The 16844-nt window shown below is 49.5% G+C and carries 13 protein-coding genes; 12 read left to right on the plus strand and 1 reads right to left on the minus strand.

Annotation, left to right across the window (positions count from 1 at the left end; translation table 11 throughout):
* The first annotated feature begins 70 nt into the window (after positions 1-70).
* On the plus strand, positions 71-1546 hold the full coding sequence (locus tag ACDJ58_RS10400) for an aldehyde dehydrogenase family protein (RefSeq protein ID WP_413377625.1): 1476 nt from the start codon (positions 71-73) through the stop codon (positions 1544-1546).
* Positions 1547-1794: 248 nt separating this feature from the next.
* Positions 1795-1947 carry a hypothetical protein gene (locus ACDJ58_RS10405; RefSeq protein ID WP_170867771.1) on the plus strand — a complete coding sequence of 51 codons (153 nt, stop codon included), beginning with the start codon at positions 1795-1797 and terminating at the stop codon, positions 1945-1947.
* 126 nt (positions 1948-2073) lie between these two features.
* Here the strand turns inward: ACDJ58_RS10405 and ACDJ58_RS10410 are convergent, their stop codons facing one another.
* Positions 2074-2313, minus strand: a complete 240-nt coding sequence (locus ACDJ58_RS10410; protein ID WP_063566326.1) for a hypothetical protein — start codon at positions 2311-2313, stop codon at positions 2074-2076.
* 423 nt (positions 2314-2736) lie between these two features.
* Between ACDJ58_RS10410 and ACDJ58_RS10415 the strand changes: the two genes are divergently transcribed.
* The 10 genes from ACDJ58_RS10415 to hrpB all read left to right on the plus strand — a co-directional run bounded on the left by ACDJ58_RS10415 (position 2737) and on the right by hrpB (position 16567).
* A complete protein-coding gene (locus ACDJ58_RS10415) occupies positions 2737-3057 on the plus strand; it encodes a hypothetical protein (RefSeq protein WP_090896181.1) in 321 nt (106 codons plus the stop codon).
* A 56-nt stretch (positions 3058-3113) separates the two neighbouring features.
* Positions 3114-7118 (plus strand): type VII secretion protein EssC, encoded by a 4005-nt coding sequence (essC, locus tag ACDJ58_RS10420; RefSeq protein WP_413377627.1) that lies wholly within the window; start codon positions 3114-3116, stop codon positions 7116-7118.
* A gap of 16 nt (positions 7119-7134) precedes the next feature.
* Complete coding sequence (locus ACDJ58_RS10425) at positions 7135-7965, plus strand: hypothetical protein (protein WP_413377629.1); 831 nt, start codon at positions 7135-7137, stop codon at positions 7963-7965.
* Positions 7966-7971: 6 nt separating this feature from the next.
* Positions 7972-8520 (plus strand): WXG100 family type VII secretion target, encoded by a 549-nt coding sequence (locus ACDJ58_RS10430; RefSeq protein WP_413377631.1) that lies wholly within the window; start codon positions 7972-7974, stop codon positions 8518-8520.
* Between the two features lie 193 nt (positions 8521-8713).
* Entirely contained in the window at positions 8714-8989 is a 276-nt protein-coding gene (locus tag ACDJ58_RS10435) for a WXG100 family type VII secretion target (protein WP_017689071.1), read from the plus strand.
* 157 nt (positions 8990-9146) lie between these two features.
* Positions 9147-11237: a hypothetical protein gene (locus ACDJ58_RS10440; RefSeq protein WP_413377633.1), complete on the plus strand. Its 2091-nt coding sequence runs from the start codon at positions 9147-9149 to the stop codon at positions 11235-11237.
* 33 nt (positions 11238-11270) lie between these two features.
* Positions 11271-12023, plus strand: coding sequence for a vWA domain-containing protein (locus ACDJ58_RS10445; protein WP_064639011.1), 753 nt, complete (start codon positions 11271-11273; stop codon positions 12021-12023).
* Between the two features lie 10 nt (positions 12024-12033).
* Positions 12034-12876: a protein phosphatase 2C domain-containing protein gene (locus ACDJ58_RS10450; protein WP_413377635.1), complete on the plus strand. Its 843-nt coding sequence runs from the start codon at positions 12034-12036 to the stop codon at positions 12874-12876.
* Between the two features lie 189 nt (positions 12877-13065).
* Complete coding sequence (locus ACDJ58_RS10455) at positions 13066-13872, plus strand: SDR family oxidoreductase (RefSeq protein ID WP_063566319.1); 807 nt, start codon at positions 13066-13068, stop codon at positions 13870-13872.
* 178 nt (positions 13873-14050) lie between these two features.
* Positions 14051-16567, plus strand: a complete 2517-nt coding sequence (gene hrpB, locus ACDJ58_RS10460; protein WP_413377638.1) for an ATP-dependent helicase HrpB — start codon at positions 14051-14053, stop codon at positions 16565-16567.
* Positions 16568-16844: the final 277 nt, after the last annotated feature.

Raw genomic sequence — 16844 nt, forward strand, 5'->3', positions numbered from 1 at the left:
AACAAGGTTAATGAACTACTACACCGCTTTGAGGTGTGACATTCAATCTTGATTGGGAGGCGTTATTCAGATGACTTTAATGGAGACAGAACATACAACATGGACGAAACAATTTATTAATGGCGAATGGGTAGAAGGCTCCGGCGAGAAAACAGTGGAAAATAAAAATCCGTACACGGGAGAGGTCATCGCAACCTGGCGATCCTCGAACAAGGAAGATATAGATCAGGCATATGAGGCGGCTCGAAAGAGCTCGGTGGAATGGAAGAAGTCTCTGCCGGCGGTAAAAGAGGGTGTACTCCGCATAGTTTCGGCTCTAATGGTTGAGCGCAAAGAGGAAATTATAAAATTGCTGATTACGGAATCCGGGAGCACACGCATCAAGGCCGACGCGGAGTTTGCTTCTGCGAAACGGATTGTGGATGAAGCAGCTTCGTTCCCTTATCGGATGAAGGGGGAGATTCTGCCTTCAAATACACCCGGGAAAGAGAATCGTGTTGTGCGGGAACCCAAGGGAGTTATCGGCGTTATCGGCCCTTGGAATTTTCCTTTGCACCTGTGTCTGCGTTCCGTAGCTCCGGCTATTGCTTTGGGTAATGGAGTCGTTATTAAGCCTGCGTCCGATACTCCTATTACGGCTGGTTGGCTTATTGCTGATCTATTTGAGCAGGCTGGATTGCCTGAAGGTGTACTGAATGTGGTAGCTGGGAGCGGGAGTGAGATTGGAGATTATTTTGTAGCGCATCCGGTACCCAAAGTCATTTCCTTTACAGGCTCCACAGAGGTGGGGCAGGGCATCGGTAAACTCGCGGGTGAGCATTTGAAAGAAACTGCGCTTGAACTTGGGGGGAACAATGCGATGATTGTCCTGAAAGATGCGGATATCGAACGTGCTGCAGAGTCTGCGGTGTTCGATAAATTCCTGCATCAAGGGCAAATCTGTATGGCACTTAATCGTATTATTGTACATGCTGATATTTACGATAAGTTTGAGGAGTCCTTTGTCGCCAAAACGAAAAAAATTCAGGCTGGTGATCCTTCGGATTCCCAAACGCTGGTAGGTCCGCTCATTCGTGAGAAGGAAGTGGAGCGCCTGCTGGACTTGATTAAGGGAGCCCAGGCGGAAGGAGCAAGATTGCTGCTGGGCGGTACTAGCAAAGGCAGTGTGCTGGAGCCGACCATACTCGCAGATGTGAAACCTGAGCAGCATATTGTGCAACAGGAACTGTTTGGACCTGTCGCGGTATTAATGAAAGCCCGGGATGAGCAGGAGGCCGTGCGTTTGGTTAATGATACGCCCTATGGATTGAGCGGCTCCGTATTCACCGGAGATCTGGAAAGAGGGTATCAAGTTGCCCAGCAGATTGAATCAGGCATGGTGCATGTAAATGATCAATCCGTGAATGATGAGGCGCATGTGATGTTTGGTGGTGAGAAATCATCGGGTATTGGTCGTTTTGGTGGCGATTGGGCTATTGAGAAGTTCACACGGACTCGCTGGATCAGCATTCAGTATCAATATCGGGAATATCCGGGAGTGCAATAATTCGACAGTGAACATGGATTAGAAAATACTTTATTTTATAATCAGATAGGGTTCGAGAAAGAGTGACAAAGATTGCGCAGAGTCCGCCACAAGCTTGATGGGGCGGCCTTTTTCATGTTTTTACACGTTTGAAAAACAGGCGAGGAAATGGTGTGAATAAGCTGTTTGGCATACCTGTAATCTGGTTATTTATGGATACACGGGCAGAACAGATCCGTAAATCCAATAGGTAAAGGGGCCTGAACTTCATGTCCATTGACCGTTTCATTCTGAGAAAGCTGAATACTTGTCAGGAAGAAAATACACGTGATAATCTGGTTCGGTTGTTTGTCATTCGAATCCAAAAGGCCGAGATGGAAGAAGAACACGAAAATGCTTATGTCGTCAGCCGATTGCATTAGAAATAGATAAAAGAGATGTGGTACACAAAAAAAGGAAGCTTGTCCTTAGCGGCAAGCTTCCTTTTCCTTATGTTCGCGAATGAATGAATTCGCAGTTTCCATGTTGAATTAAACAACTGACTCATCTTAATAAAGCGATAAGGCGAGGGAGTCATTTTCGCTACGGCTGTGAAGAATGGCTTCACCACCGACAATCTCAATACTAATCAATGATTGCAGACATTTCTGTAAAGCACGTTTACCATTGCTAATCTTGTTCTCAAGTGCACTGCTAAGCAATCGTAGTGTCTTTTGTACAGGTTGTTTGTTTTCTTGATTGAAATATACAGGGATTGATTTGTTTTGAAAAGTTATTAGTGTTCTCACTAGAAATCACCTCACGAGAGTTATTTCTTACTGGTTATATTAAATTCCAATGCTTAAAATTACCTTAAAATCAGCTTATGAAAACATAAAGGTGAGCAATGTTTGAAAAGTGTTCACAATTCAATTGTGGGCGAAGCATTAAAAAGTCCCGAAAAATCAATATACAGCTTCCATTTATATGGAAGAAAGACATGTAGTTTCGCATCCTTGCAATAATTAACGTGACTACTGCCTCGAAAGTTCTGAGTCGAATGGACGATATTTTAATATATACGTGGGTCATATGTAACAAAATTACAGGTTGCACATTGCAAACAGGGTGTTTATGTAAGAAAATAGGGATGGAATAGCGTTTCATCTGCATTTTTTTGATTTAATTTGACACTAGGACAATTTACATATGAGACCATGGGAGGGATTATTTTGATTCTTACCGTGTATTCCGGTCGGGAGGAAGGCGAGTGGTTCGACATCGAGGTACCGGATGAATGTACTATTGAACATCTGAAGACATTGCTGGGAGTCCGTATTTTCGGTCAGGCACCGGGAGAGGGCATTCAGTACATCCTTGAAGCCAAATTTCCGGAAGGATTGTGGTTCTCGCCACAAAACTCACAACAGTTAATGGAAACAGGGCTGCGTCAAGGAAGTTGTGTACGGGTCCAGCGGGCGTTTTCCACCACTTCTGAAGAAGCGCCGGTGTATGGAAGACGTTCATTGTTTCAGCAGGACAGCAACGAATGAAGAATCTGAACGTATATATTGTTTACGGCAATGAAATATAAGGAGGTCTTCTCTTCGTGAATGTGTTATATCAGCGTTCTCCAAGAATGACACCGGTTCTCAAGGAAGAAAGGCTGGAAATTCTAAGGCCTCCTGCAGAACCAAACAAACCTACATTTTCAATGATTTCTATTATTGTACCGATCATGATGACGATGGTCAGCATCGGTTTCTACGTATATATCAATATGAGCGGCAAAATGAACAATCCCAATTATATGATGTTTCAGATGATGACGGTTATGATGATGCTTACTTCATACACGATTCCGTTTTTTGTATATCTGAGCAACAAGAAGTCCTATCGCAAAAAGTTGGAAGAGCGTACTACCATGTATCGTGCACAACTGGAGAAACATCGTGAAGAGCTGAAGGAAGCTCAAGCGGAGCAAGTGAAGAGTCTGTATGAAATTCATGGGGATCCCAATGTATGTCTTCAGTTGGTGAAGAATCGCAACAGTTCGTTATGGGAACGTTCCCCGGAAGATGATGACTTCTTGCAGGTGCGAATCGGCACAGGCGAAATTCCGTTTCGAATCAAACTTCAGGTTCCTCGTGTGGACGGTTATGAAAAGGATGAGTTAATTGAAGCGGCTCATGAATTGGCAGCTGAGTTCGAGACGGTGCCCGAAGCATCGATTACACTGCCTTTATTTCAGTCGAAAGTGATGGGGTTGGTCGGCAATCGTGAGGAAGTACTCGCTTCATTGCGCGTAATTATTTCACAACTGACCGTCCGTCATTCACCGGATGAATTAAAGATTGCTGCCTTTTATGAAGAAAAGGAATCAAAGGAATGGGATTGGCTGCGCTGGTTGCCCCACATTTGGGATGAAGATCAGGGACAACGCTATATGGCCGACAGGCACAGCGGTGCGCATCAATTGGCGGACAGCTTGTTTTCCGTGTTGAACCGTAGGCGCAATAATAAGGAAGATCGCTACAAGAAAACCGTGCAAACTCCATGTTATGTGGTGGTTCTCTCGGATACGCAATTAATAGAAGAAGAGCCGTTGCTTCCCCTGCTGCTGGAATCAGCTCAGGAGATCGATGTATGTACCATCATATTGGCAAACCGTAAGGAATCGCTACCCATGCATTGTCAGTTAATTATGGAGGCTTCCAAAGGCAAGGGGCTTTATATCAAAAAAACCGAGGATGCCGACGTGATCAGGCAAACGTACACGCCAGATGTGATCTCCAGAGAATCCGCAGAGGCGCTCTCGCGTTATATGTCACCGATCCGCCTGAAACGTTCATCCGCTTCGGATATACCACAGGTGCTTCCATTATTCGACATGTTAAGTACATCACGAGTAGAGGATCTAGATGTGGTCACACGCTGGAGCCAGACACGATACCCGGACACACTTCCCGTACCTATGGGCGTGCGAGCTGGCGGCAAGAAAATTGCGATTAACTTACATGATAAAATTGAACGTCAGGGTCATGGCCCGCATGGTCTGATCGCAGGGACAACGGGCTCAGGCAAAAGTGAAGTTATCCAGTCGATTGTGGCCTCTCTGGCTGCCGAGTTCCATCCACATGATCTGGCCTTTATGTTGATTGACTATAAGGGCGGCGGGATGTCCAATACATTTGTGGGCTTACCTCACGTTGTCGGCACGATCACCAATCTGGATGGGAATTTGATTGAACGAGCCAATATCTCACTGCGGGCCGAACTGGTCAGAAGGCAAAAAATATTAAATGATGCTGGAAATCTCCAGCACATTGATGAGTATTACAAAATTCTGCGTTCCAGACATGAACAGCCGTTGCCGCACTTAGTTATCATCATTGACGAGTTTGCGCAATTAAAGCGGGATCAGCCGGAGTTCATGGATGAATTAATCAGCATAGCGGCCATCGGCCGGACACTAGGTGTACATCTTATACTGGCAACCCAGAAGCCTGCAGGTGTGGTTGATGATAAAATATGGAGCAATTCGCGTTTCCGTATCTGTCTTCGCGTTCAAAGCGAAGGGGATAGTCGGGATATGATCAAAATTCCGAATGCGGCTTGGATCACCAAGCCGGGTCGTGGATACTTCCAGGTAGGCAGTGATGAAGTGTTTGAGGAAATGCAATTCGCCTGGAGCGGTGCGCCGTATAATCAGCAGGAAGATACAACGACGGTACTGCCTGTTATGGAAGTTCGTTTGAATGGGAAACGGGAGCCACTCTTGACTGGAGAGCGCAGAGCTGTGCTCAAAGGTGAGGATGTGCCCAAGCAGCTTCAGGTATTTATTGATTATGTGGCAGAAGCGGCAGCAGAGGCGGGGATCACCCGATTACCGGGACCTTGGTTGCCACCGTTGCCTGAGACACTCGAATGGGAAAGCCTTAACGACTGGCAGGAAGAAGAGAATCGTGAAGTATTGCTTGACGGCGGTGCCTCTGGCCTGAAACCTGTAGTTGGCCTGCTGGATGATCTGCCTAATCAACGACAGCAGCCGCTCGCACTTCCGGTGGATCAGGGACATCTGGTTGTATACGGTATGCCTGGTCTGGGGAAAACGACGTTTGTGCAAACCTTGCTGATGTCACTGGCACGTTCTAAGCGGACTGAACCTTGGCATGGCTATATTATTGATATGGGCCGGATGATGAAGGATTTCGCAGGCTTGCCTCAGATCGGTGCGGTAATGATGTCTGAAGAGGAAGATCGGATCAAGCGGTTATTCCGATACATCCTGAAACTGTCTGCACAACGCAAAGACATGATCTCGGAAGCCGGGGTTAAGACAATATCAGCCTACCGTCGCACAGCCCATGCAGCCGTGCCGCAAATTGTAGTTGTTATCGATGGTTATCTTTCTTTCCGAAATGCGTATCCCGAGGAGAATGAACTTCTGGAAACGATCCTTCGTGAAGGCGGTAGTCTGGGAATCACATTTATCCTCACGGCCAACCGTGTTACGGATGTATTTGAGAAATTCAGAAGCAATATTCCCAATGCGGTTTCGTTTGAATTATCTGATCCAAGCGACTATTATTACGCAGTGGGTCGGCCGTCCAAGGCACCTAGCCAGCTTCCACCTGGAAGAGGACTGGTCAAAGGACAGGTTCCTCCATTGATGTTCCAGGCGGCATTGCCGTCATCCGGAGCAGATGAAGGCAAACGTTCTTCCGCTCTGCGGCGCACGATTGCAGAGATCAGAGAAAACTGGAACGGAGAAGAAGCACCGCAGATTGCGCCGCTCCCGGAAGAGGTTAAGCTCAAAGATGTGCTTATCCGTACAGGAACCTTCGGGCAAGTCGGAGACGTATCATCCTTAACAGTACCCGTAGGTTTGCTGACTGATGATCTGGAACCCTTCCAGTTAAATTTGCGTGAAGGGCCACATTTCATGGTTACGAGTCCGATGGAAGGTGGCAAAACGACATTTTTGCTGACCTGGATGTTATCCCTTGCCTATCATGCGTCTCCTGAAGACGTGCAAATATACACGGTAGATATGCGGTATGGTTCCGGAGGACTGGGGGAAATCAGCAGTTTGCCCCATGTCCGTGGACATGTATCCCGTGAAGAACAGCTTGCACCTGTGATCCAACAGTTGTACGATGAAGTTCTAAAAAGAGGCGAGTTAACCGGTGGACCGGAGATCGTTCTCGTTATCGACGATGCGGATACGTTATCCAAGCAATTAAATGATTTTAATGTGAAGGATCAATTGGGAGCGATCGTTCGTCAAGGCAGGGATCGAGGCATACATGTGATTCTGTCAGGAGTTCCGGCAGACTTTCCAACCTTTGGTTCTGACTGGGTGAACGATGTGAAGGCTTCCCAGAGCGGATTGTTGTTCGGGACTTTAGACCCTAATGATCTCTCGTTCTTCCGTATACCTTATTCGGAGTCCGGAGGGAGTTCAACTGGGCTGAAGGTACTGCCTCCGGGTCAAGGTTATTATGTTAAACGTAAATATTCCAGGGTTAAAGGTGCAATTCCATGTGATGGCACCTGGAAAATGACCGATTGGATTTCTGAAATTCGTGACCGATGGCATGTTGTAGTTTGAGGGGAGGTGGCTCATAATGTTGACGGTTCATGATTCCAAGCAAAAGGTAGTCACTTTGCAAATAAAAGAGCTTTTTTTCCTGGCCGGTATTCTCGGTTCAGACCGATTGCTTGGCGTGGAAGATCCGTTCCGCGGGTATATGGCGGAAGACATTGCTTTGGAGTGGGAGCGTGTAAAGACCTCCCTGCTCGACAAAGGATATCTGATTCAGGATCAGGACAGCAATGAGCTGATCATGACACCGACCGTTTTCTCCAGGGTAGCCATTGCGGGACTGTCCGACAGGGCTTGCTGGATTCGCTACACGCACAGCGGCAAGTCGTATGAAAGTTATGTGCACTGCACGGATGAACGTGTCGTTGAAGTATCCCGTGTTGCAGACGAACCGGACTCGTTCCGGCTGAGTGATTTGGGGAATGTTCGTGAAGCGATTGATTTTCTGATTCAAAGAATGAATTGGAGTGGTCATTCTCCGGCGGAAAAGCCGGCTCTGATGTGCTCCAAGAAAAAATTCTATGATGTGATGAATGATCTGAAGAACAAAGAATTACAGGCAGTGGCTGATGAGTTAGTACAAGAGACAAGCGATCCCGAGGGGTCACTTGCGCTTGCGCGCTGTCTGGTGAACAAGGAATCTGAAGGGGAACTGCGGTTGCTCGTATGGAACGGAGAAGGATGGAAATCACAGTCTGCGGCTTTCGCTGCAAGTACGATATCCAACTGGCTGTTCCGCATGAGTACTGCGGCTTCGGATGATTGGCTTGTTGCAGCACTGACGACAAGAGAACAGTTTCACGAGATGCTGCTGGACTGGCTTAAACAGCCTGCAGGGGAAGAGGAAAGGTGATGGTAAATGCGCATTCGTGTGGAACCGGATGTGCTTCGGGCACTGAGCAGGCAGATTCAGTATGCGGCGGAGCAAATACAGCAAAAGATGACAGTATTGGATCAGGCCATTCATTCGCTGGAGTGGGATATTGAAGCCCGCGCCGCGATCATGAATGAATGGAATCACAGCAAGCGACTCTGCGAAGCAGCAGTACTTCGTTTTATGGACTTGAGCGTACAGCTGGGACGCAAGGCCTTGTTATTCCAGCAGGTGGACATGGAGTATCGTACAGTGTTGAGTCATGTGAACACAGCCTATGGCAATGCGGTCAATATGTTGAATGTTCTTCAGACGGAGCGTGCAGGAGAAATTATGCCTGCGCATTCGGCAACTGCTGCTGTTGTATCCGATCCATTTTCCGCGGTAGCGGCAGTGTACCGTGTACAGGATGCCGCACCGCCTGATGGCTCACCGGCGACCTTGATTCAGGCCATGCAGCCTGAACCTGTGGCGTGGAGATTCACAGATCCCTCCTTTCGTGGGAGAAGAGGAACCGAACCTGTGGTTTCCTGAGCTCACGGGGTACAAGGCTGAATAAGCAAGACAGCAGAAAGTGATTTTTTTTATAAATAGGCTGTTAGGCGAAGTTTCGAATGCCAAAAATGGGGTAAATAGGATTAGGTCCTTCGGCTTTTGTCCGATCGATCCTTGTATAGTACAATTTGAACAAGTGAATTTAATTGCACAAACCAAGGAGGTATTACAAATGGCAGGACGTATTTTAGTTACCCCAGAACAGCTTGATCAGGTTTCCAACCAATTTAAACAAAGCGGTGAGCAAAGTCAGCAAATCGTTTCTACATTGACTCAATCCATCACAAGCATGGAAGGACAATGGGAAGGTATGACGAAACAACGCTTCTTCCAGGAATTCCAGGAAGCCAGCAAACAAATGCAATCTTTCGTTCAAACGCTGAATAGCATCAGCGCGGAACTGACGGCTATTGCCAACAAATTCCGTACGGCAGACCAAGCTCGCTAATCTGCGATACATAGTTCGGGCAGGTTCCATATCCGAATTCGCCCAGAATCATATGCAGGAAGCAAGCTGAAGATTTACAACTACAGCAAAAACCGGGCGTTTTCACAACACCCGGTTTTTGTTGCACTATAACAGAATGACAGAGAGAGGGATGAGCATGTCTTTTCAACCAAATCCCGGGGATGAAGTGGTGATTAACGACATTGCCTATATCATTGGGCAGCATCCGGCTGCACCTGGTCTGGCTTACGCCCAAGCTGGAAGGCAGGGTATCGTCTATCAGTTGTTACCCCGTAACGGTTCCATAAGTGGGGCCAAAGCACTAAAAGTATTTTTCCCTAAATTCCGTATCCCGGCTATGGTGTATCAGTCTGAGCATATGGAGTCTTATAGTGAACTGCCAGGTTTGCAGGTATGCAAGCGTGATGTGCTCACTCCGGAAAGAAACGGAGCGCTCATTGGAGAACATCCTGATCTGTTGTATGCGGTATTGATGCCGTGGGTGCATGGTCTGACCTGGTTCGATGTAATCAGCGATCAGAAGCAGCTGACAGCAGAGGAAAGTCTGAAGCTGGCGAGAGCCCTGGCCGGGATCGGCTCGGCCATGGAACAGCGTGGACTGGCTCATTGTGATTTGTCCGCACCCAATGTGATGATTCCGTTTTTTTCCGAAGTGGAGAACCTGAGAGGGGTTTCAGCAGTTGAACTGGTAGATGTAGAGCAGATGTACGGTTCCAGAATGGATCGTCCGGATGCATTGCTTGCCGGTTCACCAGGGTATGCGGCCCATCGGACAGTGCACAGCGGTTTGTGGAGTGCGTATGCCGATCGTTTTGCCGGAGCAGTTATCATTGCTGAGATGTTAAGTTGGTCTGATGCAGCGATTGTGGAGAAAGCATGGGGAGAAAGTTATTTTGACCAGCACGAAATGCAGACGGTAAATGAACGTTATTATGCAATGAGAGAATCGCTCCAGAAGCGCTGGGGCTCCAAGGTGTCAGATCTGTTTATTCGTGCCTGGGAGAGTCATGATCTCAGCAGCTGCCCTACGTTTGGCGAATGGTTTGTGGCGCTGGCTGCTGTGGACATCCATCTGGCAAGCGCAGCATCTGTTGAAGAATCTGAAGTCATGGCTTCAGACCAGACAAATGCAGTCGAGACGAACCAGATTAAAGGGACAGGAGCAGCAAGCGGTATATCGGATAAGCAGGGAAATACGGACCAGAACGTGCCCGCTGTGGAACCTTCTCCTGGTCAGGAAGCGGTAGTGAATCGCCTCTTCCTTCAGGCGAGAGCATTGGAGGATGAAGGCAAACCGGCCGCGGCGTTGGAAGTGTATCGTTCATTACATCATTTCATTCCGGATAACAGTGCGATGCAGATGGAAGTTGAGGCTGCGATTCAAGAGCTGGACGCGAAGCTAAATCCCAAGCATGATGATGCAGCTCAGCCAGCCAAGATTCCTTTTTACCGATCCAAAAAGTTTATGATTTCTTCGGCGGTGCTGATTGTTCTGCTGGCTGGAAGCGTGCCAACGGTTAAAATATTGGCCGATCAGGCTGAGGTTAAACAGAAGGAGCAGGAGGCGGCTGCCAAACAGGCCGAACTAAAGGCTGCGGAAGAGGCCGAAGCTGTGAGGGTGACTGCTCTGAAGCAGCAGGAAGAAGAAAAGAAACAAAAAGAAGCAGATGCGGCGAAACTTGATGCAGAGGAAAAGAAAAAGCTGGCTGAAGCGGAGAAAAAGCAGGCAGAGGCCAAGAAGAAAGAAGAAGAGCGTAAAGCGCTTCAGGCCAAGTATGATAAGCAAGCGAAATATGAGGCTTATCTTGCCAAGCAGAAGCAACAGAAGCTTGAAGCAGCCAAGAAGGCTGAACAGGAAAAGTACGACAAACAGGCAAAATATGAAGCCTATCTGGTGTGGAAAAAAGAAAATGACGCCAAAATTGCGAAGCAGGAAGCCGAGCGTAAGGCAGCAGCCGAGGCTCAGCGCAAACAGGAGGCGTCCCAGAAAGCTGCGCTCAAGAAAATACGGGCCCAGAATGTCGTCACACTGATTGCCCATTACAATAAAACGTATAATGCGCAAAAAGGCAGAAAAATTGAGAATGCCGAATCATACGCGCGTGATTTCAAAAATCTGTACAACACCGACGCGTCCTATTTCAAAGGTGTCGGTAAAGTGGCAGCACGAATGAATGCAATCAATAAATTCCTAAGCAATACGGATTATACATTACCCAACTTGTAAAATAACGTAAACGACGGAGGTGACACATCCCAGATGAACTACACAATTCAAGCATCCCAGCGCACACCCGCACTGATTATCTATTTAATTGATATTAGCGCCTCCATGAACATGGTTCTGGACAACCGTCGGCGGATTGATGTCGTCTATGATGCCTTATCTCTGGCTATTCGCCAAATGGTGTTTCGTTCGACCAAGGGGAACAGATTGACACCCCGTTACAGGATCGCGATTCTGGCATACAGCGACGATGTGTACGATCTGTTGAACGGGATTAAGGGCATCGACGAAATCGCTGCTGTGGGTTCCTTGCCCGACTTAACGCCGAAAAGATTCTCGGATTCAGCGAAGGCTTTCCTGCAGGCCGAGAAAATTCTACAGGCTGAAATTCCAAATATGCAGGATTGTCCTGCGCCGCTTGTATGTCATATGACCGATGGGGTAGCTACAGGCGAAGATCCGGAGCCCATTGCCAAAAGAATCATGGGTATGAGTGTGCCTGATGGCAATGTACTCGTTGAGAATATTTTTATATCCGATCATCTGCTGGAAGGCCCTATTCCGGAGCCCCGAAGATGGAAGGGAATATCTCAGGAAACGGTCCTTCAGGATGAACATGGGGAGAAGCTGCGCAATATGTCCTCGGTTCTGCCGGAAAGTTATCGTGAAATGCTGGTTGAGGCGGATTATTTGCTTTCACCTGGTGCACTGATGATGCTTCCTGGTACTTGTGCAGAACTGGTATCCATCGGGTTTCAGATGTCCGCTGCTACGCCTGTGAGATAGGAGGGGAATCATGAGAGCGATGCGTTTGGCAACATTGTCTGCTGGAGATAAGGGAAGCCGTGCGGACCATTATCAGGGCAACTTTCGCTATGTGAGTGTCCAGACGGGGGAACAGCCCTTGACCCGTTATCAAGGTACATTCAAGTGCAGGTACGGTTATGGAAGAGCGGCGGAGACCGTTAATCAGGGAGACACCGGACAGGATTTTGCTGCTGTTCGCATGAATGGTAATGTGTGTACTTTCGTATTATGTGATGGGGTAGGCATGAGTTACCTTGGTGATTTTGCTGCACGCTTTCTGGGGAACGCCTTGTTGGAATGGCTGGAAACGACTCAGCATCCTTCTTTGGATGCTATGGAACGTCTGCTTCATGATTTAACCAGTCCGGCATCCGAACAGCTGGAGAAGTTGCAGCCTTTGGAGAACTCGCCTATACTGCTTCGGGAAGTGCTGATGGAGAAGCGGAGCAAGGGAAGTCAGGCCATGTATGTGTGTGGACGCATCGAGCTCTCGGCAGGCAATCGAAAAAGCAAAGTGTGGCTAGCCTGGCAAGGAGACTCGCGAATCCGTCTCTGGCGTAACGCTCAGGAACAATCGGCAGCATTTCAGGTGAACTGCCGTACGAATGAACGTTGGTCTACATTAGAGGGGCCAGTTGGTGGCAAACCGCATATCTATGAGGCGAAAATGTCTGCGAATGAAGTGATTCGTCTGCAAATGTACACGGATGGCCTGAATGACCTGGATGCGATCCAGGCTTATATTCCGGATGAGCACATCCAGGTGCTGCTGGATGCGAGACATACGGGCGGGCTTGAAGATGATGCCGCTTTCATTGAGCTGGAATGGTGAGGTCGGGTGAAGCATTACAGGATGATCTGATCATCCTGCTGAAAATGGTGAGCATCACCCACGAAAAAACTTGTCCGTGTTGATTTAAAAGAGACTCTTTTTGGGTAATCTTGTGAAGAATCTACTTACAGATATTGCATGAACGTACATTCTTACATAATTACTGAGCGAGAAGGAGTGGAATGGATAATGACACAACATAACGGCAAGTCACGGTTCGAAGGCAAAGTCGCCATTATTACAGGGGCTGGTTCGGGGATTGGCAAAGCGGCAGCGCTTAAACTGGCGAGTGAGGGAGCACATGTTGCGCTGCTCGATCTGGTTAATGATCGGATCTCGGAGACGGAAGCCGAAATTAATAAGCTGCGTGCAGGTGCGGCAAGAGCATTCGATGTAGATATTTCCGATCCTGCCCGGGTGGAAAAAGCAGTCCTGGAGACCATTGAATTGTTCGGCGGTCTGGATATCGTTTTTGCCAACGCAGGCATTAATGGTGTATCGGCACCGATTGAGGAAATTCAGGTTGAGGATTGGCAGCAGATTATTACGACGAATCTGAACGGGACTTTTTTCACGATCAAGTATGCACTGCCTCATATGAAGAAACGTGGTGGCGGCAGTATCATTATCACGAGCTCCATTAATGGTAATCAGCGCTTCTCCAGCTTCGGCATGTCGGCGTACAGTACATCTAAGGCGGGGCAAGTTGCTTTTGCGAAGATGGCTGCGCTGGAATTGGCGAAGTTCAAGATTCGTGTCAATGTCATCTGTCCTGGAGCGATTGCAACGAATATTGACCAAAGTACGGTCAAAACGGATGAGTTGCAGCAAATTGTCATTCCAATGGAATTCCCGGAAGGCCAGCAACCGCTTGCGGACGGACCGGGTCAGCCAGAGCACGTCGCTGATCTGGTAGCGTTCCTGGCTTCTGCGGAGTCCAGACATATCACAGGTGCGGAAATTGTCATTGACGGTGCAGAGTCGCTGCTGAGCTAAATGAGCATTTTGTATTCATCCATAGAGCTACTTTCAATCAGCGTTGTGAGCGAGTTAAATGGAAGGATGTAAAATGTTGAAATGGATGTATCTATGAAGTCGTTCCTCTGGAACGGCTTTTTTTGTTATAATGCTAACATTCGAATAGACACGTGGAACATTAATTAGGAGAGATGAGATGAAGACGGATTTACCGATACAACCAATTATTCCTGAGCTGAGGCGGTTATTTCAGGAGAAGGATACAGGTGTGTTAATTGCGGAGCCGGGTGCGGGTAAAACGACCATAGTACCGCTGGCACTGCTGGAGGAGCCATGGGTTGCCGGACGGAAAATCATTATGCTGGAGCCTCGTAGACTCGCGGCTCGCTCGGCAGCTGCACGAATGGCAGCTTCACTAGGTGAAAAAGCGGGACAGACCGTAGGATATCGGGTGCGGATGGATACGCGTGTAAGTCAGCACACTCGCATAGAAGTGGTGACGGAGGGTGTATTGACCCGGATGCTTCAACAGGACCAGGGCCTGGAAGATACGGCGATGATTATCTTCGATGAATTTCATGAGCGGCATCTGCATGGTGACCTTGGTCTGGCGCTTGCGCTTGAATCCCGGGCCATGCTGCGTCCTGATCTGAAACTGCTGGTGATGTCGGCCACGCTGGACCCTGTTCCTGTCTGTGCGTTGCTTGGCGAGGGAACCAGATGGATTGACTGTCCTGGACGAACGTTTCCGGTGGAAACCCGATATGTATCCAAACCGGCATCTGAGCAGATCGAGACTTTTACAGCTCAGGCCGTCGTTAAGGCACTGGTAGAACAGGAAGGGGATGTGCTGGTTTTCCTACCGGGCGCAAAAGAAATTCATCGCACAGAGCGAGAGCTGTCAAACCTCATGCTTCCTGCTCATGTTGAGGTACATGCTCTATATGGCAGCATGCCTGTAGAACGGCAGGATGAAGCTGTGCGACCCGCAGATGAAGGTAAACGGAAGGTTGTACTGTCCACGTCCATTGCTGAATCCAGTCTTACCTTGGCTGGAGTTAAAGTCGTGGTGGATGCGGGACTGAGCCGTGCCTCGGTATTCTCGCCGCGGACCGGCATGAGTCGGCTCGTCACCCTGCCGGTGTCCAAGGCGTCAGCCGATCAGCGGCGGGGGCGCGCGGGGCGAATTGCACCGGGCGTGTGTTACCGGCTATGGAGCGAAGAGGCCCATGGCGTGCTGCCTGATGCAGCAAAGCCGGAGATTGCCTCCGCGGACCTTGCGCCGCTGGCGCTGGAGCTTGCCGCCTGGGGTGTCCAGTCCCCTGCAGAGCTGCAGTGGCTGGACACCCCGCCTGCCGCAGCCTACGGCCAGGCACAGGCGCTGCTGCGCCAGCTGGGCGGCCTGGACGATGCAGGCCGCATCACGCCCTTCGGGCTGCGGATGAACACGCTTGGCGTGCATCCGCGACTGGCCAGCATGCTGCTCCGCGCGGCGGAGCTTGGGCTGGCCAGCTACGCCAGCATGCTGGCGGCACTGCTGCAGGAGCCTGCCGGCCTCCGCAGCAGTGGTAGTGCAGGCGCGGGCACCGATCTGCGCCCGCGCGTGGAAGCGCTGCTGACTGCGGACAGCAGCGGCATGCCGCAAGCGGCAGCGTCTGTCGCAGACAGTGCTGCCGTGCGGCGCATGCTCCAGGAGAGCCGCCAGCTGCGCTCGGCGCTCGGCCCGGCGGCCGATCCGGTACGGCCGGATGAGGACAGCTGCGGATGGCTGCTGTCCTTCGCTTATCCGGACCGGATCGGGCAACGCCGGGAGGACGGCCGGTATCTGCTGAGCAGCGGCCGCGGGGTACGGCTCGCAGCGACAGAATCGCTGAGCCGTTCAGCCTATCTGGTCGCAGCCGAAGCCGACGACCAGGGCGCGGATGCGCGCATCCTGCTGGCTGCGCCAGTGCAGGAGAAGAGATTGCTGGACTTTGGTCCGCATATGCTCCATGAAGAGGTTCAGGTAGCCTGGGACCGAAACACCCGCAGTGTGCGTGCACATAGAAGGCTGCGAATTGGAGCCATTACGTTGAAAGAGAGCAGCATTGCACAGCCACCCGAAGACCAGGTGCTCGAAGCATTACTCTCAGGAATACGTATCGAGGGGCTGGATTGTCTGCCCTGGACAAAATCATCGCGACAGCTGGCGGACAGGATGCGCTTTTTACATCATCATTTGCCGGAATGGCCTGATCTTATTGAAGATCATCTGACCGAAGAACTGGCAGAATATCTCAGCCCTTTTCTGACAGGCATGAGATCTGCTGCGGATCTCAAGAGATTGTCGATGCAGGATGTGCTGCTAGGCGGACTAAGCTGGGAGCAGCGACAGCAATTGGATCGTGAAGCTCCTACACATATTCAGGTGCCTAGTGGTTCGCGCATTCCGGTGGATTACAGTCGTCCTGAAGATCCTACGCTCGCAGTGAGACTGCAGGAGATGTTTGGGCAGCAGGAGACCCCGCGTATTGGCGGTGGTCGAGTACCACTGACCATACATTTGCTGTCCCCTGCACAGCGGCCTGTACAGGTCACACGAGATCTGGCCAACTTTTGGCGGGAAACTTATTTTGAGGTCATGAAAGACTTGAAAGGACGTTATCCCAAACATTATTGGCCGGATGATCCGCTCGAAGCGATAGCGACTAACCGGGCCAAACCGCGAGTTTAGTTAGAATGGGTTTTCAAACCTCGGTCTGAAAGTTGGATCTGGACATGCCCTGAACGGGATAGTATGCGACGATGGGCAGATTAGGCGTCTTGGGCGCTAACGAACATGAGACGTGTTATACATGAGTTTGAAGCGACTACAGAAGGATAGCGAACCTGAGACACGTTATATCGGAATTTGGAGCTGTTTGTGGCGTTATTTAGGGCGTTTTAGGGGAATAACGTGTCTGGTGCTCCTTACAATTGAAAATTAGAGCATAGGGTCCAATTAAGACGTC

Source organism: Paenibacillus taichungensis, assembly GCF_047302525.1.
In the GTDB taxonomy this organism is placed as follows: Bacteria; Bacillota; Bacilli; order Paenibacillales; family Paenibacillaceae; genus Paenibacillus; species Paenibacillus taichungensis_B.